Below are 19,525 nucleotides of genomic sequence, written 5' to 3'. Positions count from 1 at the left end.
CATGCAGGCGGCGTTGCCCGGCGCGGCAATGCCGCCTCCGTCAGTCGGCCCCGGCCAGCAACCGCTGGGCCAGGCGCAGATGCATCCGCTCCACCATCCGCCCGTCGAGCGAGAGCACGCCGGCCTCGGGCTGCCGGGCAAAGGCATCCCGCACGGCGCGGGCCCAGGCGAGCTGCGCCGCATCCGGCGTGAAGGCGGCATTGACCGGGGCGAGCTGCGCCGGGTGGATGCACATCTTGCCGCTGAAGCCGTCGCGCGCCGCTGCCTGAGTCTCCCGCAGCAGCCCGGCTTCGTCGCGCGGGTCGGGGAAGGGGGTATCCAGCGCCGGCACCCCGGCAGCGGTCGCGGCCAGCAGCATGGCGCCACGGGCCTGGATGGCCGGTGCGGCATAGCCACCCCCGGTATCGCGCGGCAGTACGCCGAGTTCGGCCGAGAGATCCTCCGCCCCGAAGCACAGCGCCCGTAGGCGCGGGGTCACGCCCCGGTAATCGAGGTGGTGCAGGGAGGCCGCCGTCTCGGTCGCCAGCGCCAGCACGCCGATGCCTCCGTGCGGCAGCCCGGCCGCCGCCTCCAGCGCTTCCAGGTGGTGGTCCAGCGCCTGCAGGTCGGCGGGGCCGGTGCATTTCGGCAACATGACCGCCGCTGGACGCAGGGCAACGGCGGCGGCCAGGTCGTGCAGGTACCATGGCGTGCCGCGTGCGTTGACGCGCACCACGATGCCGGGGCGCCGCTGGGCCGGCAGCAGGCCCGCAAGGCCGGCGCGGGCGCCGTCCTTGGCGCTGGGCCCGACGGCGTCCTCCAGGTCCAGCACCACGGCGTCGGCGGTGCTGGCCAGCGCCTTCTCCATTTTGCGCGGCTGGTCGGCCGGCGCGAACAGCAGGCTGCGGAGCTTCATGCCGCCGGCCTCCGGCTGACGAGCGCGGCCCGCTCGCAGGTCGCCACCAGTGCATCCGCCTGGTTGAAGGCCTGGTGCAGCAGCGTGACGATGCCGGCATCGGCGCGGGAGCGGCTGGCGCGTGCCTCCTTCACCGTGGTCAGCACCCGCAGCGTATCCCCGGCGAAGACGGGGGCGGGGAAGCGCACGTCGTTCATGCCCAGATTGGCGATGGCGGTGCCGTTGGTGGTGTTGTGCACGCTCATGCCGATCATCAGCCCCAGGGTGAACAGCGAGTTCACCAGCGGGCGGCCGAACTCGGTGCCCTTCATGTATTCGGCATCCAGGTGCAGCCGGGCGACATTCATGGTCATGCCGCTGAACAGCACGTTGTCCGCCTCGGTCACCGTGCGGCGCCACTCGGCGTCGATCACGCGCCCGGGCTCGAAATCCTCGAAGTACAATCCTGGCATGGCTGGCTCCTCACTCCGCCGTTGTTGCGATGTCGGCGTGTTGCTGGATGGCGCCGGCTTCCGCCAGGCGGTCGATCTCGGCCTGGGCGTAGCCGGCCTCGGCCAGCACTTCCCGTGTGTGCTGCCCAAGCAGGGGCGCGAGGCGGGAGGGCTCCGGCTGGCTCGCACTCCAGGTGGCGGCGATCTTCATGGAGCGCACCGTGCCCTCGGCTGGATGCTGCTGCTGCTGGAAGAAGCCGACGGCGTTGAGATGCGGGTCCGCCAGCAGGCCGGGCAGGTCGTGCATGGGGGTGTAGGGAATGTCCGCCGCATCCAGCAGCGTGATCCACGCCTCGGTCGTGCGGGTGGTGAACAGGCGGGCGGCCTCGGCATAAATGGCGTCGATATGCCGGGTGCGGCTGCCATGACTGGCGAAGCGCGGGTCGGCCAGCAGGTCCTCTCGCTCTACCGCGCGCAGGAAGGACTGCCAGTGCCGGTCGTTGTAGATCAGCACGCAGAGAAAGCCGTCGGCGGTGCGGTAGGGGCGGCGGTGCGGCGTCAGTAGCCTCGGGTAGCCACCGCCATCCAGCGGCGGCTCGTGGCTGAGGCCGCCGAGATGGTCGCCGAGGACGAAGCCCGCCATCGTCTCGAACATCGGCAGGTCGATGCGCTGGCCCTCGCCGGTGCGGTCCCGGTGCCGCAACGCGCCCAGCACGGCGGTGACGGCGTGCAGCCCCACCACGCGGTCGGCGATGTTGACCGGCACGTAGCGCGGCACACCATCGCCGCTTTCCGCCATCAGAGCCGGGATGCCGGCAATGCCCTGCATCAGGTCGTCATAGGCGGGGCGCGCCGCATAGGGCCCGTCCTGACCGAAGCCGACGGCGCCGAGATAGACGATGCGCGGATTGACCGCCGCCACGTCCTCGTACCCCAGGCCCAGCCGTGCCATGGCCTGCGGCCGGATATTGTGGATCAGCACGTCCACGCCTTCGGCCAGCCGCAGCAGCACCTCCCGCCCGCCGGGGGCCTTGAGGTCGACGACGATGCCGCGCTTGCTGCGGTTGGCGTGCAGGAACATGCCGCCCATCTCGCCGCTGCGGCTGGGGCCGACCTGGCGGATGATGTCGCCCTGCGGGCTTTCCACCTTGATCACGTCGGCGCCCATGTCGCCAAGGATCGAGGTCGCGTACGGCCCCATCACCACCGAGGTAAGGTCCAACACCCGCACGCCTTCCAGCGGTCCCATCGCTCAGGCGCCTGCCGGCGGCATATGGGCGCCGACGGGCGGCGGCGTGCTCTCATACCGCGCCACCTGCGCCACCGTGGTCTGGCCGCAACTACCCTGGGCGAGGCGGGAGGTGCCGAGGTCGCGAGTCAGCACATTGGGGTTTCCATGGCGGCAGAGTGGTTGCGCCCCGGGGTCCGGCTCCGGGTCGTACCAGGCGCCGGTCGGCAGGTGGATGACGCCGGGCGCCATGGCGTCGGAGAGGCACACCGCGGCCAGGCAGGCGCCGCGATCGTTGAAGATGCGGACGACGTCGCCCTCCGCGATGCCGCGTTGCGCGGCGTCCTCCGGGTGCAGCCGCACCACTTCCCGCCCGGCGCGCTTGCCGGACTGGCTGTAGGCGCCGAAATCCAACTGGCTGTGCAGCCGTGTGGCCGGCTGGTTGGCGATCAGGCGCAGCGGATGGCGCGCATCCGGTTGCTCGGTGCTTGGCAGCCAGGCGGGATGGCCGGGGCAATCCGCATAGCCGAAGCCGGCGACGGCCTCGGAGGCGATTTCGATCCGGCCGCTCGGCGTCTGCAACGGATGTGCGGCAGGGTCGGTGCGGAAGGCGCGCAGCGGGCCGCCGTCATCGGGCTCGGAGGGGAGCGTGATCTCGCCGTGGGCCCAGAAGGTGGCGAAATCCGGTGCCTCAAGCCCGCGTGCCGCCAGCGCGTCCTGGGTGCGCCGGTAGAGGTGACGCAGCCACTGCGCGGCATCGCGGCCTTCGGTGAAGGCGTGCTCCACGCCCATGCGGGCGGCCAGCCCGGCGAAGATGGCGAAGTCATCCCGTGCCTCGCCTGCCGGCGGCGCGGCGGCGCGCATGGCCACCAGCAGCGGGTCGGTGGCCGCGGCGCCGATATCGTCACGCTCCAGCGTCATGGTGGCCGGTAGCACGATGTCGGCGTGGCGGGCGGAGGCGGTCCAGGCATTGTCCTGCACCACCAGCGTGTCCACCCGCGCGAAGGCCTCGCGCAGCCGGTTAAGGTCCTGGTGGTGGTGGAACGGATTGCCGCCGGCCCAATAGACCAGCTTGATCTCAGGATAGGTCAGGTGCTGGCCATTGTATTCGAAAGGCGCACCGGGGTTCAGCAGCATGTCGGCGATGCGCGCGACCGGGATAAAATCGCGCACGCCGTTGGTGCCCTGCGGCATCGTCGGGATCGGTACGGCATTCACCTGGCGGCCATAATGGCCCATGGCGCCCAGCGCGTAGCTGTAGCCGCCGCCCGGTAGGCCGATCTGCCCTAGCATCGCTGCCAGCACCGCCGAGGCCCAGATCGGCTGCTCGCCGAACTCGGCGCGCTGCAGCCCATGCGCCACGGTGATCAGGCTGCGCCCCGCCGCCAGCCGTCGGGCCAGGCCGGTGATGGTCTCCGCCGGGATGCCGCAGAGGGAGGCGGCCCAGGCGGCATCTTTCGCTTGGCCATCGTCCTGGCCCATCAGGTAGCGCTCGAACACCGCGTAGCCGGTGGTGTGGGTGGCCAGGAAGCCGGTGTCGTGCAGCCCTTCCACCGCCAGTGTGTGGCATAGTGCCAGCATCAGCGCGACATCGGTGCCGACAGCGGCGGGCAGCCACTCAGCCTCCGCCTGCGGTGGCAGGTCATCCCTGATCGGGCCGACCAGCACGAACTGCGTGCCGCGCGCGCGGGCGCGGCGGATGGCGTCCGGTTCCAGATGCCGGCTGACACCGCCGCTGGCGATCATGGAATTCTTCAGTGCCATGCCGCCGAAGCACAGGATGATATCGGTATGCTGCTCGATCTGCGCCCAGGTGACGTTGCGGCGGAACAGCGTCTCCAGCGAGCCCATGACATGTGGCAGGATCACCTGCGATGCGCCGGCGCTGTAGCTGTTGACCGAACGGACGTAGCCGCCCAGCGCCACGTTCATGAACCGGTGGATCTGGCTCTGCGCATGGTGGAAGCGCCCGGCGGAGGACCAGCCATAGGAGCCGCCATATACCGCCTGCGGCCCGTGCTGCGCCTTCACCCGGGTCAGCTCGGCGGCCAGACGGTCCAGCACCTCGTCCCAGGGCGGGGCGACGAAATCCTCGCGTCCGCGCCGGTTGGTCGGGCCTGGGCCGCGTTCCAGCCAGCCGCGCCGGACCGCCGGGCGCAGGATGCGCGCCTTATGGCGCAGTGTGTCGGTGAAGTTGCCAAGGATGGGGGAGGGTGCCGGGTCCGCCGGATGCGGCGTCACCGCCAGCTGCTTTCCGTCCCATTGCGCGGAGAAAGCCCCCCAATGCGCGCTGTGGGGCTGCGGTCCGGCGGGCAGGGGCTGGTCGGGCATGCGAGATCCTCCGGCCATGGAGATTGCAGCCGGGCATGCAAGCAGTCCAATATGCCTTGCGGCCATTCTCAATAAGCTGGAGTTCTGGATCGACACGATGACTGGTGGACGACGCCCTTCGCGCGGCAATCTCGAGCTCCGGCACCTGCGTTACTTCCTGGCAGTGGCCGAAGAGCTGAATTACGGCCGCGCCGCCGAGCGGCTGCGGATCGCCCAGCCCGGCCTCAGCCAGCAGATCCGCACGTTGGAGGAGATCGTCGGCACCCTGTTGTTCGATCGCTCCCGCCGCACCGTCAGCCTCACCCTGGCGGGGGAACTGTTCCTGGTGGAAGCCCGCAAGACCCTGGCGCAGGCCGATACCGCCCTGGTCGCCGCCCAGCGCGCCGGGCGGGGGGAAGTCGGGCGCATCGCCATCGGCTACGTCGCCTCCGCCGCCTATACCGGCATCCTGACCTCCCTGGTCGGCAGTTTCCGCCGCGCCCACCCGGAGGTGGAGCTGCAGATCACCGAGATGGAAATGCAGCGGCAATTGGAAGCCCTGGCCGAGGACCGGCTGGATATCGGCTTCATCCGCCCGCCCGTCAGCCTGCCGGTCGGCATCACCAGCTTTCCCCTGTTGCAGGAAGGCGTCTTGCTGGCCTTGCCGGACACCCACGCCCTGGCCGAGGCCGAGAGCGTGGAACTGGCGGCGTTGGCGGCGGATACCTTCATCACGCCGCGGCACGGCACCGGCGTCAGCTTCCACCGGCACACCGTGAAGGCTTGCCAGGCCGCTGGCTTCCACCCGCTTCTCGGTCCGCAAGGGCAGGATTTCGTCACCATCGCCAGCATGGTGGCCGTGGGACTGGGTGTCGCGCTGGTGCCGCAATCGGTCCGCTGCATCCAATTGCCGGGCATCGTCTACCGCGCGGTCGCCGGGCCGGCCATCGTGGCGGAACTGGCCCTGGGCTACCGGCGTACCGAGCCCTCGCCCGCCGCGCGCAACTTCACGCAGCATGCGCGGGGGTTCCGGGTGGGGCCGGGGTAGGCTCGGCGCAGGCGGCCCGGTCCGCCGGCTGAAGCTTCAATGTGCGGGACGGCCGGGGAAGGAATTCCCCGGACCCCATCTTTTTTCTTCGAGTCTGGGTGGGCTTGAACTGGCGAGGTTGGTGCCGGGGAGGCGGCTGCCTGCCGCTGAAGCTGTCCTTGATGTTGCCGAATGCCGGCTGTACTGCCAGGGCTGGCGCGATAAGTAATCGTCATGATAATATTTAATATTATTGTTAAATATAATCGGATTCCTCCTGACCGATAGATATTTACATATGATATATTTCAAAAATATTGTATATTTATTGACAATATCTTGAGTATTCCGCCTTATCTTCACAGATCGCCCGTTCAACGAAGCCCAACATAAAACTCGTAAAAGAAAGATGGGGGGAATTCTTTCCCCGGCCTTCTCTTCTGTCCTCGTCGCCAGAGCGAACCGCTCCCCAACCTAGACGTCCAAATGATCGAAATACCGCGAAGTGCGTATTGGACCGATCCAGCTGAGCGCATGAATACTCGTGCAGCCCCGGATGCAGGATGCGCGCATGACCCAGACTCCCTCGCACGATTGGCGCAGCCGCGCAGGCAGCGTCTTTGCCACCGAGAAGACGCCGGTAACGGCGGAGCGTGGCATGGCGGTGACGAACCATCCTCTCGCTTCGGCGGCGGCGATGGAGATGATGGCGATGGGGGGCAACGCCATCGATGCCACGGTCGCGGCGCTGTTTACCCTGACGGTGGTGGAGCCGATGATGGTCGGCTTCTTCGGCGGGGGCGTGGCCGTCATCCGGCTGGCGGATGGGCGGGAGGTGGTGATCGACAGCCTCTCCACCGCGCCGGCGGCGGCGCGGCCGGACATGTACACCCCGGTGGCCGACACCTGGCCCGATTACATGGAGACGGCGGGGCGGGCCAACCGGCGCGGTGCTTCGGCCGTGGCCGTGCCGGGCACGCTGAAAGGGTGGTGCGAGGCGCTGGAGCGTTTCGGTACGCTGCCCTTGGCGGCGGTGCTGGAGCCGGCCATCCGTCACGCCGGCAACGGCTTCAAGGTGACACCCTACCTGGCATCCTGCATCGCCGAGACGGCGATGGACCTGGAGCTGGATGAGACGATCGCCGCCCTGTTCCTGCCCGGCGGCCAGCCATTGCGCGCCGGGGACTGGCTGCGGATGCCGGACTATGCCAACACCCTGCGGGGCCTGGCGCAGCATGGCCCGGATTGGCTGTATGGCGGTGCGTTGGGCGAGAGGGTTGCGGCGTACCTCGCCTCGAAGGGTTCCACCATCGCGGCGGCGGATCTCGCCGGCTACCGCACGGTGGAGCGGGCGCCGGTTCGCGGCACCTATCGCGGCGTGGAACTGGTCGGGCCGCCGCCGCCCTGTTCCGGCGGCGTGCATGTGCTGCAGATGCTGAACCTGATGGAAGGCTTCGACATCCGCGCCAGCGGCTTCGGCACGGCGGATACGCTGCACCTGGTGCTGGAGGCGCTGAAGATCGCCGCCGCCGACCGGCGCGCCGCCACGGCGGACCCGGCCTTCGTGACGGTGCCGGTGGAGCGCCTGATCTCCAAGGCCTATGGCGACGAGCGCCGGCCCGAGATCGACCCGGCGCGCAGCCATGACTTCACGTCGCGTGTACTGAGCGTGGAATCCGCCAATACCACCCATGTCACCATCGCCGATGGCGCCGGCAACATCGTCACCTCGACCCAGACGATCAACAGCCTGTTCGGCGCGCGGATCATGATCCCCGGCACCGGCATCATTCCCAACAACTACATGTATCTGTTCGACCCGCATCCGGGGCATGCGCTGTCCTTGCAGCCGGGCAAACGGATCACCAGCGGCATCTCGGCGATGATCGGCTATCGCGAGGGCCGGCCGGCGTTCGCCGTCGGGCTGCCAGGCGCGCACCGCATTCCCTCGGCGGTGTTCCAGTTCGTGCTCAACGTGGTCGATCACGGCATGGGTTTGCAGGAAGCGGTGGAAGCGCCGCGCGTCTTCACCCACGGCCATGATGCGGAGGTGGAGCGCGGCTTCGCATCGGCGGTGCATGAGGCGCTGCGCGAGAAGGGCCATGACGTAACGCCGGTGGACCATGTGGCCGGCGGCATGGGCGCCATCGGCTTCGACGGCACGGCCATGACCGGTGCCGCCTGCTGGCGTGCCGATGGCGTGGCCATGGGCCTGGGCGGCGGGCTGGCCCGCGAGGGCACTTCCTTCTGGCCGGACCCGCGGCGCGGCAAGCCGGCCTGACTGCGACTGCCTACCCGAACGTCCCAACATCCCGGAGAACAGGACCATGACTTTGCTCAGCACACGACGCGGCATCATGCAGACCACCCTGGCCGGGATGGCGACGGCGGCCGTGGCGCCGCTGCCGCGCGCCCAGGCACAGGGTACGGGCCAGAAGCGCACGCTGAAGGCGGTGATGCATGCGACGCTGGGCGTGCTGGACCCCTACGCCACCACCGCCTACATCACCCGCAACCATGGCTACCTGGTCTACGACACGCTGTTCGCCATGGATGACCAGATGCGGCCGCAGCCGCAGATGGTGCGGGACTGGACGCTCTCCGACGACAAGCTGACCTACACGTTCCGCCTGCGCCCGGGGCTGGTGTTCCACGATGGCGCGCCGGTCACCGCCGCCGATTGCGTTGCCTCCCTGACGCGGTGGTGGAAGCGGGACCTGATGGGCACCCGGCTGATGAACGCCACCCAGACGCTGGAGGCGGTGGACGCGCAGAGCTTCCGCCTGGTGTTGAAGCATCCCTACGGGCTGGTGCTGGAGACGCTGGGCAAGCCGGGCGGCCCGGTGCCGTTCATCCTGCCGGCGCGGCTGGTGCAGATCCCAGAGGACCAGCGCATCACCGAAGTGGTTGGCTCCGGCCCGTTCCGCTTCATTGCAGGCGAGTACCGTTCCGGCGACCGTGTGGTGTACGAGAAGTTCGAGGGCTACGTGCCGCGGCAGGAACCCGCCAGCGGCCTGGCCGGCGGTAAGGTGGTGCATTTCGACCGGCTGGAATGGCTGGAGATCTCGGACGTGCAGACGGCCGCCAGCGCCCTGCAGACCGGCGAGATCCAGGTGATGGAGAATGTCTCCGCCGAGATGATGGAACTGCTTAAGCGCGACCGGCGCGTGGTGCTGCGGCCGCGCGGCATCGGCAACTCGCTGCTGATGCGGCTGAACTGGCTGAATGCGCCGTTCGACAACAAGCTGGTCCGCCAGGCCGTGCTGAATGCGGTCAGCCAGCCGGACTACCTGGCGGCGCAGGTCGGCGATGACAGCCTAACCCAGCCCTGCAAGGCCTTCTTCACCTGCGCCTCCCCCTACGCCACCGATGTCGGCGCGCCCGCCGGGCAGAATCTCGACCGTGCGCGCCAGCTTCTGAAGGAAGGCGGCTATAACGGCGAGAAGGTGGTGATCCTGCATCCGGCCGACCTTGCCTCGGGCAGCGCGCTGGCGCCGGTGACGGAGCAGCTATTGAAGAGCATCGGCATGAACGTGCAGGTGGACAGCATGGACTGGAACAGCCTGCTGGCCCGCCGCGCCCGCCCGGCGCCGATCGCCGAAGGCGGCTGGAGCATCGCCTGGGGTATCTGGAGCGACCTGGACCTGATGAGCCCCATCATCAACCTCAACGTCGATGGGCGCGGCCGGCGTGGCTATGTCGGCTGGGCCGAAAGCGCCGAGATGGAGAAGCTGCGCGACGCCTTTGCGCTGGAGCCGGACCAGGGCAAGCAGATGCAGCTGGTCGAGCAGATGCAGCGCCTGGCCTATGACGATGTCTTCGCCATTCCACTCGGTTCCTACAAGGTCGTCTCCGCGCACCGGGACAGCGTGAAGGACGTGGTGGCGCACCAGCTGATCGTCTTCTGGAATATGAAGATGACCTGAGGGTCCTGCGCACCGGGCCGTTGCTGCGGCCCGGTGCGCGAGGATCAGGGCGCGAAGCCCAGGCCGGCCGCACGGATTGCGGCGGCGTAGAGCGGCCTTTCATAGGCCAGCATCTCCTCCACCTGCTGCACCGTGCTGCCGGTAGACTGGATGCCGAGCAGGCCGAGGCGCTGCACGAAATCCGGCTCCCGCGCGATCTCCATCACGTGGCGGGAGAGCAGTGCGATGACCGGCGCCGGCACGCCGCTGGGGGCGATCAGCCCATTCCAGGCTTCGTAGACCAGGCCGGGGATCGTGTCGGTCATCACCGGCAGGTCCGGTGCCTGCGGGATGCGTTCCCGGCTGGTGATGGCCAGCAGCTTCATGGAGCCGGTTCCGGCATAGGGCAGCAGGTCGGCCACCGAGCCGAAGTGGATATGCACCCGCCCGGCGATGACATCCGAGTTCGCCGCCGCGGCACCGGCATAGGGCACGATCACCATGTCCAGCCCAGCGCGTTCCTGGAAAATGACGCCTGCGATGTGGCTGGAGGTACCGTTGCCCGCCGCCGCGCAATTGAGCTTGCCTGGATTGGCCTTGGCCCAGGCGATGACCTCGGCCGGGCTGTTCGGGCCAAAGCCGGGCGACGCGACCATGACAACGCCGTTGACGCCGACGATGCTGACGCCTTGCAGGTCCTTCGCCGGATCGAAGGACAGGCGCTGCATCAGCGGTACCGCGGCGAACAGGGAGCCGCCGGAGAATAGCAGCGTGTGCCCGTCGCGCTCCGCCTGCACCACGGCCTGGGCGCCGATGGCACCGCCCGCGCCCGCGCGGTTCTCGACGATAACATTCTGCCCAAGGCGGCGCGTCAGCCGTTCCGCCACCATGCGGGCCATGGTGTCCGTGGCGCCGCCGGCGGCATAGGGAACCACGATGCGCACGGGCCGGTTGGGCCAGGACTGCGCCGAGGCCCGCGGGGCCCAGGCGGCGCCGGGCAGCGCCAGCGCGCCGAGGCGCAGTGCGGCGCGCCGTGTAAGCCCGGGTGTTCCCATGGTCCGATTCCTTCCTGTCCTACGGGGCAGGAAACGACTTTGCTGCGTAGGGCACAAGCCGTGGTGAACCGGACGTGTCGCGCGCTCAGGCGGCGGCGCGCAGCCAGCCGTCCCAGGCGAACATCGCTCCGTCGGCGATGGCCAGCAGCCGTTCCCGTGACGCGCCGTCCTGCGCCTGGATGGAGAGGCCGACCAGGACGGTGCGGTAGAAGCCGGCCATCGCCGCCGTGCCGGTGCCCTGGGGCAGGTGACCCCGGGTGATGCCGAGTTCCAGCCTGGCGCGCAGCGCGGCCTCGCCCAGATGGCGCCGCTCGCGCAGCAGGTCCCGGATCGGCGCGCTGGCGGGGGCGAAGTTGAAGGTGGCCAGGTCCAGCATGCAGCCGCGGGGCTGGTCCGGCATGCTGTACTGCAAGGCGGCTTGCCGCAGCAGGCCGGCAATCGCCTCCCGCGTATCTTCGTTCGCCAACGCCACCGAGGCCCAGCGGCAGACACTGCCCTGGTAGAGGTCCAGCGCCTCCCGGAACAATTGCTCCTTGGAGCCGAAGGCGGCGTAGAGGCTGGGCGAGCACAGGCCGCCCATGGCTTCCTTCAGCTGGGATAGCGTCGCGGCGTCGTAGCCGACGGCCCAAAATACCTCCATGGCGCGGTGCAGGGCGGTCTCCCGATCGAAGCTGGGCGGGCGGCCACGGCGGGGGGGCGAACATTCCATACCAGACAATATAGAATTCTTGACAGGCTTGGCGATAGCCCTTACCCATTTTTATAACGGCTGATCTAGAAATCGGCCTCCCCATTTTCGCTACCAGGATATCGCATGACCACGGACAGCCTGTTTCAGCCCTTCGCGTTGAAATCCCTGCGTCTCAAGAACCGCATCGTCATGGCGCCGATGACCCGTTCCTTCTCCCCCGGGGGCGTGCCGACGGAGGGCGTGGCGGCCTATTACCGCCGCCGCGCCGCCGGCGATGTCGGGCTGATCCTGACCGAGGGCACCGTCATCGGCCGCCCGGCTTCTTCCAACGACCCGGCGATCCCGCGCATCCATGGCGACGATGCCTTGGCCGGCTGGCAGGGTGTGGTGCAGCACGTGCATGAGGCCGGTGGGCGCATCGCGCCGCAGATCTGGCACATGGGCATCGTCAAGCCGCATGCCTCCGGCTGGCTGCCGCCGACGCCGATGGAAGGCCCCGCCGGGCTGGTGCTGCCGGCGCAGGAAGGTGGCGCCGCGATGAGCGAGGCGGACATCCAGGCCACCATCGCCGCCTTCGCCCAGTCCGCCGCCGACGCCAAGCGGCTGGGCTTCGATGCGATCGAGCTGCATGGCGCGCATGGCTACCTGATCGACCAGTTCTTCTGGCCGGGCACCAACACCCGCACCGATGCCTGGGGCGGTGCCACCATTGCCGAGCGCAGCCGCTTCGCGGTCGAGGTCGTGCGGGCCGTGCGGCAGGCGGTGGGCGAGGATTTCGTTATCATCCTTCGCCTGTCCCAGTGGAAGCAGCAGGACTTCGCCGCCCGGCTGGCTGAGACGCCGGCGGAAATGGAAGCCTGGCTGGGCCCGCTGGCGGAAGCCGGCGTGGACATCTTCCACTGCTCCCAGCGCCGCTTCTGGGAAGCCGAGTTCGAGGGCTCCGACCTCAATTTCGCCGGCTGGGCCAAGAAGCTGACTGGGCGTGCGACGATCACCGTCGGTTCCGTCGGCCTCTCGGGCGAATTCATCGCGGCGTTTGGCGGCGAGAGTTCCAGTCCCGCCTCGCTGGACGAGCTGCTGCGCCGCCATGCGCGCGGTGACTTCGACTTGGTGGCGGTGGGCCGCGCGTTGATCTCCGACCCCGAGTGGGTGCGGAAGGTGCGCGATGGCCGCACGGACGAGCTGCGGGACTTCAGCCGTGCCGCGCTGGCGGAACTGGTCTGAAGCCTGGGGCGGGGCTTTTGTTCCTGCCTGACGGCGGTTGACGGCAAGGCTGCCAGGAGGGAACGGTTCCTCCTGGCATCTTTTCGTTCTGGCTCCTGCCGGTTGCGGCGAGGTTCCACTGTTGGCTCGCCTCTGGGTTTTGCGACGTGCGCAAAACTCCTGGCTTGTTCGATATCCTTTATCGGCTTCGACGGAGCTTCGCTTGGCCGGACGTCGGGCCAGGGCCGGTGAGGCCTCAAACCTCCGTAGCAGCGAACCCGCTTTACGCTGACCATCGCTCAGCCGCCGCCTTACTCGCCCCACCCAAACCCTAACTCGTAGAAAAAAGATGGGGTCCGGGGAATTCCTTCCCCGGCCTTCCTCCGCCGCTCCAAAGAATGCCACACCGGGTCGCCGTAGCCCTACCGCGGGTCTATGCTCACGCCTCGCAGCGGCACGAGGGAGTAGTGATGCGGATCGCGGTACTGCAATTCATGCACGAGACGGTGACGTTCCTGTCCTACGACACGACGCTCGAGGACTTCCGTTATCCTGGCTCGCCTGCCGCTGGCGAGGCCCTGCTGGCCAGCGACCCCAAGGGCTATATTGGCGGCTTCGTGCAGGTGGCGCGGGAATTCGACGGCGTCGAACTCGTCGGCATCGAGTCGCCGCTCTGGCCCAAGACCGGCTCCGGTTCCGGCTGGGTAACGCAGGAGGCGTACGAGACCCTGCTCGGCACCATGCTGGAAGGGCTGCGGCGGGAAGGGCCGTTCGACGGCATCTATCTTGCGTTACACGGCGCCATGGCGGTGCGCGGCGTGATGCGCCCGGAAGCCGACATCGCCCGGCGCGTGCGGGACGTCGTTGGGACCGGCATTCCCATCGCCGCCACCTTCGACCCGCATGGCAATGAGGACGAAGAGTTCCTCCGCCACGCCGACATGGCCTTCGCGGTGAAGTACTACCCGCATTACGACATGCACCTGCAAGGCCAGCGCGCCGCGCGCATGCTGGTGCGCACCATCCGCGGTGACTTCAAGCCGGCGCATGTCACGCGCAAGGTGCCCGTCATCTCCCCCACCGTGCTGCAATGGATCGGCGCTTCGCCCTGGTCCGACCTGATCCAGCGCGCGCTGACCTGGGAGGCGCGGGAGCCCGACCTGTTCGTGAACGTGTATTTCGGCTTTCCCTGGAGCGACGTGCCCGATGCCGGCATGGCCGTGCAGGTGCTGACCAACGGCAAGCCGGAGCTGGCCGAGGCCGTCGCCAGCGACATGGCCATGACCATCTGGCGCCGTCGCGCGGAGCTGCTTGGCGCGGCGCAGATCCACCGCATCGGTGCCGGGGTGGCGCTGGCCCGCCAGGCGGTGGAGGAGGGACGTACGCCCGTCGTCCTGGCCGACCATAGCGACCGGTCCGGCTTCGCCACCTGGCTGCTGCGCGAGATCCTGGAGCAGAAGCTGCGCCGCACGCTGGTCTGCACCGTGGCGGACCCGAAGGCGCTGGAAGCCCTGGTGGCGCAAGGCGCCCAGCCGGGCGATGCCTTCGACATGGAGATTGGCGGCCTGGCCGATGAATCCGCCGGCGCGCCGGTACGCATCACCGGCACCGTGCACGCCATCGTGCCCAGCACCACCGCGCGCGCCATGGGCGGCGGGCAGAGCTGGGCCTGCATCCGCTTCGGTGACGGCAACATCCTGGTGCTCAGTCCCTACCTGGCGCAGATCATCGAGACTTCCGAGCTCTGGGCACTCGGCTTCACGCCCGATGAGTTCGATGTCATTGCCATCAAGTCCCGCGTGCATTTCCGCCGCGGTTTCGACGACAGCGGCTTCGCGCCAACCATCCTGCTGGTGGAGCCGGACGAGCCCTTCCTGGGCACGGTGCGACTGGATGGGCTGCGCTACGAGAACCTCCGGCTGGGCGACTACTACCCGTATGGCGGGCCGGCGGAGTTCACGGCCTGACGCGGGCCGATGCTCGCGGGGTGGGAGGGGTAAAGGCCGGGGAAAGTATTCCCCGGACCCCTTCTTTTTTCTGCAAGTTTGGCGTGGCGCTGCAGGACTGAGAGCGGGCGCTTTGATGATATTTGAAATGGTCCAACAGGGCTGAACCGTCATTCGCCGGAGGTCTAGGACCTCCGGCGCACCCAGCCGTCCCTCAAGGCCATCGATTCGACGGCCACACCAGAATAACTCGAAAAAGAAGGGGCCCGGGGAATTCCTTCCCCGGCCTTCTCTTCCCAAGAAGGCAAGGCTCCGAAGAAATGAGAGCCTCGCAACACCAAGCCGGAAACCGAGTGGCCTTACTTCTTGGCGCCGACGCGTTCGTCCCACTGGCGGAAGGCCAGCACCATCTGGTCGGGCTTCAACGGCAGTTCGATCGGGTTGTCGGCGATCAGCGCGGCGTATTCCGGCCGGCCGAATTCGGCGATGACGTCCTGGCTGCGCTGCGGCGCGAGGGAGAGCGGGACGTTCCGCACTGCCGGGCCGGGGTAGAGGTAGCCTTCGTCGTAGGAATAAGCCTGCATCTTCGGTTGTAGCACGAAGGCCATGATGTCCAGCACCACCGCCAGGCGTTCCTCCGGCAGGCCCTTCGGCACGCACATGAAGAAGGCGTCCGAGATCCAGCGGAAGTTCCGCAGCGTGGCGATGCGCGCATCCTTCGGCACGATGCCCAGGGCACGCGGGTTGATGTCCCAGCCGGTGGTGGTGACGATGATGTCCCGCGTGCCCTGGCCGAATTCCTTCATCGTCGCGCCGGTGCCTGCCGGGTAGTACTCGATGTATTTGCCGAGTTCTTCCAGATAGGCCCAGGTCTTGTCCCAGCCCTTCACCGGGTCGCGCGGGTCGGCATCGCCCAGGATGTAGGGCAGGCCCATCATGAAGGTGCGGCCGGGGCCGGAATTGCTGGGCCGGGCGTACATGAAGCGGTTGGGGTGGGCACGGGCCCATTCCAGCAGGTCCTCGGCGCTGCCGGGCGCCTGCGGCACGCGGTCCGGCGCGTATTCCAGCAGGGGGCCGGAGGGGTAATAGTTCATCACCACGCCGAAGCCCTGGCCCTGGGCGTTGTGCAGCGCCAGCGCGGCCGGTTCGTAGTTCGCCTCGATGTTGGGGAATTTCTCGGCGTAGTCCGGCATGATGCGCTGCCACAGGTCGAAGTTCAGGCCAGCGGCCAGGCCGTCGCTGCCGGTCAGCACCAGGTCGATATCGGCGCGGTTGGCCCGCTGCTGGGCGCGTAGCTTGCCCGCCAGCTCCGGCGCCGGCGCCTTGACGAAGTTGATGCGGGAGAGGAGCTGCGGGTTGGCCGTGCGGTAATCCTCGAAGGCCTGCTGCATCAGTGCCAACGCGCCGCCCACATCCATCAGGTTGAGCGTGACGGGTGCGGTGGGCATGGCGGGCATCGCCGCGCGCGCGGCGGTCCCCCCCAGCGCCGCGGCAGCCAGCCCGCCCATCACGGCGCGACGGTTCAGCGAGATCCGGTCAAACGGCATGATCATTCTCCATGCGAGGGGCGTTGAAGGTGGCGGCGTAGTCACGCACCAGCGGGCCCAGCCGGAGCTGGCGCAGGGCCAGGCTGTCCGACCACTGCAACTCGGCGCTGGGAAGGCTGAGGCCGTGGGCTGCCAGGGCAGGGGCCAGCAGGGCGGCGGGGCGGGTGGAGGCCATTTCCAGCGCCAGGGCCGCATCGGCGATGTTCCAGGCAACGAGGTTGCGCACCGCTGTATCCAGGCACAGCGAGGAGCCGGCAAGGGTGATGCCGTCCGGCAGCCGTACTGTGCCGTCGGCTACGCGTTCCACCACCATGCCGGCGAACGGATAGCGGCCGGGCGGTGCGGCGGCGGCGGCCACCGCGTCCGTCACCAGCAGCGCGCCCTTGCCCTTGGCGCGGATCAGCACCTTCAGCGCGGCGGGGTGCAGATGGATGCCATCGGCAATCAGCCCGGCGGCCAGCCGGTCCTCCGCCAACTGGGCGAAGATGGCATTATCCAGCTTGTGCAGGATCTGCGGCAGTCCGTTGCCGAGATGGGTGGAAAGGCGGGCACCGTTCGTCGCTGCCTCGGCGATCTGGGCGAAATTGGCTGCGCTGTGGCCGATGGCCACCAGCTTGCCGGCGGCCTTGGCGCGGCGGATGCACTCCTGCGCCCCCGGCAGTTCCGGCGCCAGGGTCAGCAGCAGGATCGGGCGGCTGAGCCGGCGCTCCAGCCGTTCCACCAGCGCGTAATCCGGCGTGGTCATGGCTTCGGCGGGATGGCAGCCGGCATAGCCGCTGGCCGGGTTGAGGAACGGGCCTTCCAGGTGGAAGCCCGGGCACATCAGCGCGCCCAACGGCGTGGCGGCCAGGGCGGCGTCCAGCGCCACCAGCCGCGCTTCCAGCTGGTCCGGCGTGGCGGTGATCACGGTGGGCAGCAGGGTTGTGACGCCGGTGGCCAATATGGCCTCCAGCGCCTGTTCCATGCACCCGCCGGCAAAGGCACCGGGTGTATCCCCGGCATTGAAGTCGACGCCCGCGAAGCCGTTGACCTGCAGATCGACCAGGCCGGCCGACTTCATGCCGCTTGCGTCCCGCGCAGCAGGGATGCAGCGGGCGGGTCGAGGAACAGCACGGTATCGGCGTGCCCCTGCAGCACGGAGGCAGGGTGCAGTGGGGTCACCGGCCCCTCCAGCGCATCGCGCACGGCGGCGGCTTTCCGCTGGTCCGGCACGGAGAGGATGATGCGGCGGCTGCGCAGGATCTGCGGGATGCTCATTGAAATCGCCTGGCGTGGCACCGCCTCCAGGCTCTCGAACCAACCCTCGCCGTGCTGCTGGCGGCGGCAGGCTTCATCCAGCTCCACCACGATATAGGGCTCGGTCGCGTCGAAATCGGCCGGGGGGTCGTTAAAGGCCAAGTGGCAGTTCTCCCCAATGCCGGCGAAGCACAGGTCGATGCGCCGCTCCGCGATCAGCGCACCCAGCCGCCGCGTCTCCGCCACCGGGTCAGGCGCCGTGCCGTCCACGTCGATGAAGCGGGGCGCGTTGTGCAGCGGCGCCAGGAAGCGCTCCCGCAGATAGCGGCGGAAACTGGCCGGGTGGCTCTCCGGCAGGCCGACATACTCATCCAGGTGGAAGGCGGTCACGCAGCTCCAGTCGATATCCGGCTGAGCCACCAGGTTCTGCAGGACGGTGAACTGGCTGGCACCCGTGGCGACGATGATGCACGCCTCGCCATGGGTGGCGATCGCATCGCGGATGGCCTCCGCCCCCAGGGCGGCAGCGGCAGCGCCCATGCTGGCTGCATCAGCCGTTATCCGAACATCAATCATGCTATAGACCTATCCTATACCCAGCCGCCGTCTGTCGCAGGCGTTTCCGCATCCTACACAACTCTTTCGCATTCGTTGCAACGTGATTCTGAAAGATGCCGTTCATAAATACCCCGCCGTTGGAACAGGCCCTGGCGCTACTGGCCATGCCAGATGAGGCTCATTTCTCGGAAGCGCCCGAGAGGGACCGCGCACGGGTGCTGCGGATGGTCGCGGCCGGAGTCCGTTCCCGCCCCGAGTTGGTCGAACGGCTGGGCCTGCGCTCCACCACCGCGTCCCGCGCCGTGGCGGCGTTGCTGGAGCGGCGGCTGCTGGTCGAGGCCTCGGGGGAAAAGCAGGGGCGTGGCCGGCCTGCCGCCACGCTGGCGCTCAACCCGCATCGGTTGGGCGTCTCCGTTATCCACGCGGCTAGCCGTGCCTTCATCGGCGTGCTGCTGGGGCTGGACGGTTCGGTGGTGGCGCGGGAAATGCTGCCGGTTTCACAGGACGCGGATAACGAGGCGATCGGCGCGGCGCTGGCCGGGCTGGCAGGCCGCTTGGCGGCGCAGGCACCACCCGGGATGCTGCATGCCGGCACGGTAGCCTCCGTCTCCGGCATCGTTGACGGGCCGCGCTGGCTGATCGCCTCCCGCTGGCCGCGCATGCGCGATTTCGACATCGCAGCGGCCATCGCCCCGGTGGCCGGCCCTGTCGACGTGGTGCGGCAGCTGGATGCCGAGTTCCGCAGCCGCGCCTTGGCTGATCCGGCTGCCTATGCGGAGGCTGTGGTGCTGCTGCACTGGGGCTGGGGCATCGGCATGGCCTATGGCAAGGGCGGTGAGCCGTTCGGCGTCGGCGCCGGGCCGTTCGGCGAGATCGGCCACTGGCGCCTCGAAGGGCTGGAGGAGCGGCGGTGCGATTGCGGGCGCTCTGGCTGCCTGGAAACCTCGGCGGCGCTATGGGCCATGCTGCCCGCGTTGCGGCATCGCTGGCCGGAGTTGAGCGAGGATGAGGACGAATTGCTGCTGCAACTGCCTCGCCTCGACCTCCTGGCCTTGCCGGACATCCGCGTTGCCGCGCACCACATGGTGCGGGCCATGGCCAATCTCAGCCTGATCCTGTTTCCCGCCCGCATCGTCATCAACAGCCCGCTATTGGCCAACGCGGCGTTGTGGGCGCATGTGGAAGCGCTGTTCCGCGCGGCGGGCTCCATCAGCGGCCTGCCCATGCCAGTGCTGTGCAACGAGCCGATGCCGGCCGCACGTGGCATTGCCGGCGCGGCAGGGCCATTGATGGTGCGGGCACTGGAGCACATGCTGCGCGGTCCGGGTCAGGGCCCTTCGGGCGAGGATACGACCGCGCCGTCAGCGGATTGAGAGGGGCGCTGCCCCTCTCAAACTCTCCCCGCCAAAGGCCTGAGGCCTTTGGAAACCCACCCGTGGGGTGATCACGAGGTGGGTAGAGATCGCCCTATAGTCTGTTGATTGTAAAGATTA

General features: G+C 68.5%; 15 protein-coding genes. 6 read left to right on the top strand and 9 right to left on the bottom strand.

Annotated elements, in window-relative coordinates; genetic code table 11:
- Positions 1 to 40 precede the first annotated feature (40 nt).
- Genes IBL26_RS13640 through IBL26_RS13625 form a run of 4 tightly spaced genes read right to left on the bottom strand, consistent with a single transcriptional unit; the run spans position 41 to position 4,885 of the window.
- Positions 41 to 895 (bottom strand): HpcH/HpaI aldolase/citrate lyase family protein, encoded by an 855-nt coding sequence (locus tag IBL26_RS13640; protein WP_187785046.1) that lies wholly within the window; start codon positions 893 to 895, stop codon positions 41 to 43.
- Entirely contained in the window at positions 892 to 1,347 is a 456-nt protein-coding gene (locus tag IBL26_RS13635) for a MaoC family dehydratase (RefSeq protein ID WP_187785045.1), read from the bottom strand. Before IBL26_RS13635 ends, IBL26_RS13640 begins: the two co-directional genes overlap by 4 nt.
- Before the next feature lie 10 nt (positions 1,348 to 1,357).
- Complete coding sequence (locus IBL26_RS13630) at positions 1,358 to 2,575, bottom strand: CaiB/BaiF CoA transferase family protein (RefSeq protein WP_187785044.1); 1,218 nt, start codon at positions 2,573 to 2,575, stop codon at positions 1,358 to 1,360.
- 3 nt (positions 2,576 to 2,578) lie between these two features.
- Positions 2,579 to 4,885: a molybdopterin guanine dinucleotide-containing S/N-oxide reductase gene (locus tag IBL26_RS13625; protein WP_187785043.1), complete on the bottom strand. Its 2,307-nt coding sequence runs from the start codon at positions 4,883 to 4,885 to the stop codon at positions 2,579 to 2,581.
- Positions 4,886 to 4,982: 97 nt separating this feature from the next.
- On the opposite strand from IBL26_RS13625, the gene IBL26_RS13620 reads away from it, so the two are divergent.
- The 3 genes from IBL26_RS13620 to IBL26_RS13610 all read left to right on the top strand — a co-directional run bounded on the left by IBL26_RS13620 (position 4,983) and on the right by IBL26_RS13610 (position 9,817).
- Positions 4,983 to 5,912: a LysR substrate-binding domain-containing protein gene (locus tag IBL26_RS13620; protein WP_187785042.1), complete on the top strand. Its 930-nt coding sequence runs from the start codon at positions 4,983 to 4,985 to the stop codon at positions 5,910 to 5,912.
- Between the two features lie 550 nt (positions 5,913 to 6,462).
- Positions 6,463 to 8,172: a gamma-glutamyltransferase gene (gene ggt / locus IBL26_RS13615; RefSeq protein ID WP_187785041.1), complete on the top strand. Its 1,710-nt coding sequence runs from the start codon at positions 6,463 to 6,465 to the stop codon at positions 8,170 to 8,172.
- Between the two features lie 46 nt (positions 8,173 to 8,218).
- Complete coding sequence (locus tag IBL26_RS13610) at positions 8,219 to 9,817, top strand: ABC transporter substrate-binding protein (RefSeq protein ID WP_241749359.1); 1,599 nt, start codon at positions 8,219 to 8,221, stop codon at positions 9,815 to 9,817.
- A 44-nt stretch (positions 9,818 to 9,861) separates the two neighbouring features.
- Here IBL26_RS13610 and IBL26_RS13605 read toward each other — a convergent pair whose 3' ends face one another.
- Together IBL26_RS13605 and IBL26_RS13600 are read right to left on the bottom strand one after the other, a co-directional pair.
- Entirely contained in the window at positions 9,862 to 10,851 is a 990-nt protein-coding gene (locus tag IBL26_RS13605; RefSeq protein ID WP_187785040.1) for a Bug family tripartite tricarboxylate transporter substrate binding protein, read from the bottom strand.
- An 85-nt stretch (positions 10,852 to 10,936) separates the two neighbouring features.
- Positions 10,937 to 11,560, bottom strand: coding sequence for a TetR/AcrR family transcriptional regulator (locus tag IBL26_RS13600; RefSeq protein ID WP_187785039.1), 624 nt, complete (start codon positions 11,558 to 11,560; stop codon positions 10,937 to 10,939).
- Between the two features lie 105 nt (positions 11,561 to 11,665).
- Here IBL26_RS13600 and IBL26_RS13595 point away from each other — a divergent pair, with 105 nt between their 5' ends.
- Positions 11,666 to 12,766 (top strand): NADH:flavin oxidoreductase, encoded by a 1,101-nt coding sequence (locus IBL26_RS13595; RefSeq protein ID WP_187785038.1) that lies wholly within the window; start codon positions 11,666 to 11,668, stop codon positions 12,764 to 12,766.
- A 449-nt stretch (positions 12,767 to 13,215) separates the two neighbouring features.
- Positions 13,216 to 14,712, top strand: coding sequence for a M81 family metallopeptidase (locus tag IBL26_RS13590; RefSeq protein WP_187785037.1), 1,497 nt, complete (start codon positions 13,216 to 13,218; stop codon positions 14,710 to 14,712).
- Positions 14,713 to 15,050: 338 nt separating this feature from the next.
- On the opposite strand, the gene IBL26_RS13585 is transcribed toward IBL26_RS13590, so the two are convergent.
- From IBL26_RS13585 to IBL26_RS13575, 3 genes are read right to left on the bottom strand one after another with little or no spacing between them, the layout of a single operon-like run.
- Positions 15,051 to 16,238, bottom strand: coding sequence for an extracellular solute-binding protein (locus IBL26_RS13585; protein WP_194443598.1), 1,188 nt, complete (start codon positions 16,236 to 16,238; stop codon positions 15,051 to 15,053).
- Complete coding sequence (locus IBL26_RS13580; protein ID WP_187785036.1) at positions 16,228 to 17,298, bottom strand: N-acetylglucosamine-6-phosphate deacetylase; 1,071 nt, start codon at positions 17,296 to 17,298, stop codon at positions 16,228 to 16,230. Before IBL26_RS13580 ends, IBL26_RS13585 begins: the two co-directional genes overlap by 11 nt.
- On the bottom strand, positions 17,295 to 18,014 hold the full coding sequence (locus IBL26_RS13575; RefSeq protein WP_241749355.1) for a glucosamine-6-phosphate deaminase: 720 nt from the start codon (positions 18,012 to 18,014) through the stop codon (positions 17,295 to 17,297). Before IBL26_RS13575 ends, IBL26_RS13580 begins: the two co-directional genes overlap by 4 nt.
- Positions 18,015 to 18,145: 131 nt before the next feature.
- Between IBL26_RS13575 and IBL26_RS13570 the strand changes: the two genes are divergently transcribed.
- On the top strand, positions 18,146 to 19,405 hold the full coding sequence (locus IBL26_RS13570; protein WP_187785034.1) for an ROK family transcriptional regulator: 1,260 nt from the start codon (positions 18,146 to 18,148) through the stop codon (positions 19,403 to 19,405).
- Positions 19,406 to 19,525 lie beyond the last annotated feature (120 nt).

It is taken from the genome of Teichococcus aerophilus, assembly GCF_014490485.1.
Lineage (GTDB): Bacteria > Pseudomonadota > Alphaproteobacteria > Acetobacterales > Acetobacteraceae > Pseudoroseomonas > Pseudoroseomonas aerophila.
The sequence above is the reverse complement of the archived record's forward strand: the minus strand, read 5'-3'. Positions and strand labels throughout refer to the sequence as shown.

Excerpts from the sequence above, each read along its gene's own strand:
- IBL26_RS13640 (WP_187785046.1), bottom strand. The coding sequence starts at position 895 with ATGAAGCTCCGCAGCCTGCTGTTCGCGCCGGCCGACCAGCCGCGCAAA.
- IBL26_RS13635 (WP_187785045.1), bottom strand. The coding sequence starts at position 1,347 with ATGCCAGGATTGTACTTCGAGGATTTCGAGCCCGGGCGCGTGATCGAC.
- IBL26_RS13630 (WP_187785044.1), bottom strand. The coding sequence starts at position 2,575 with ATGGGACCGCTGGAAGGCGTGCGGGTGTTGGACCTTACCTCGGTGGTG.
- IBL26_RS13625 (WP_187785043.1), bottom strand. The coding sequence starts at position 4,885 with ATGCCCGACCAGCCCCTGCCCGCCGGACCGCAGCCCCACAGCGCGCAT.
- IBL26_RS13620 (WP_187785042.1), top strand. The coding sequence starts at position 4,983 with ATGACTGGTGGACGACGCCCTTCGCGCGGCAATCTCGAGCTCCGGCAC.
- ggt (WP_187785041.1), top strand. The coding sequence starts at position 6,463 with ATGACCCAGACTCCCTCGCACGATTGGCGCAGCCGCGCAGGCAGCGTC.
- IBL26_RS13610 (WP_241749359.1), top strand. The coding sequence starts at position 8,219 with ATGACTTTGCTCAGCACACGACGCGGCATCATGCAGACCACCCTGGCC.
- IBL26_RS13605 (WP_187785040.1), bottom strand. The coding sequence starts at position 10,851 with ATGGGAACACCCGGGCTTACACGGCGCGCCGCACTGCGCCTCGGCGCG.
- IBL26_RS13600 (WP_187785039.1), bottom strand. The coding sequence starts at position 11,560 with ATGGAATGTTCGCCCCCCCGCCGTGGCCGCCCGCCCAGCTTCGATCGG.
- IBL26_RS13595 (WP_187785038.1), top strand. The coding sequence starts at position 11,666 with ATGACCACGGACAGCCTGTTTCAGCCCTTCGCGTTGAAATCCCTGCGT.
- IBL26_RS13590 (WP_187785037.1), top strand. The coding sequence starts at position 13,216 with ATGCGGATCGCGGTACTGCAATTCATGCACGAGACGGTGACGTTCCTG.
- IBL26_RS13585 (WP_194443598.1), bottom strand. The coding sequence starts at position 16,238 with ATGCCGTTTGACCGGATCTCGCTGAACCGTCGCGCCGTGATGGGCGGG.
- IBL26_RS13580 (WP_187785036.1), bottom strand. The coding sequence starts at position 17,298 with ATGAAGTCGGCCGGCCTGGTCGATCTGCAGGTCAACGGCTTCGCGGGC.
- IBL26_RS13575 (WP_241749355.1), bottom strand. The coding sequence starts at position 18,014 with ATGGGCGCTGCCGCTGCCGCCCTGGGGGCGGAGGCCATCCGCGATGCG.
- IBL26_RS13570 (WP_187785034.1), top strand. The coding sequence starts at position 18,146 with ATGCCGTTCATAAATACCCCGCCGTTGGAACAGGCCCTGGCGCTACTG.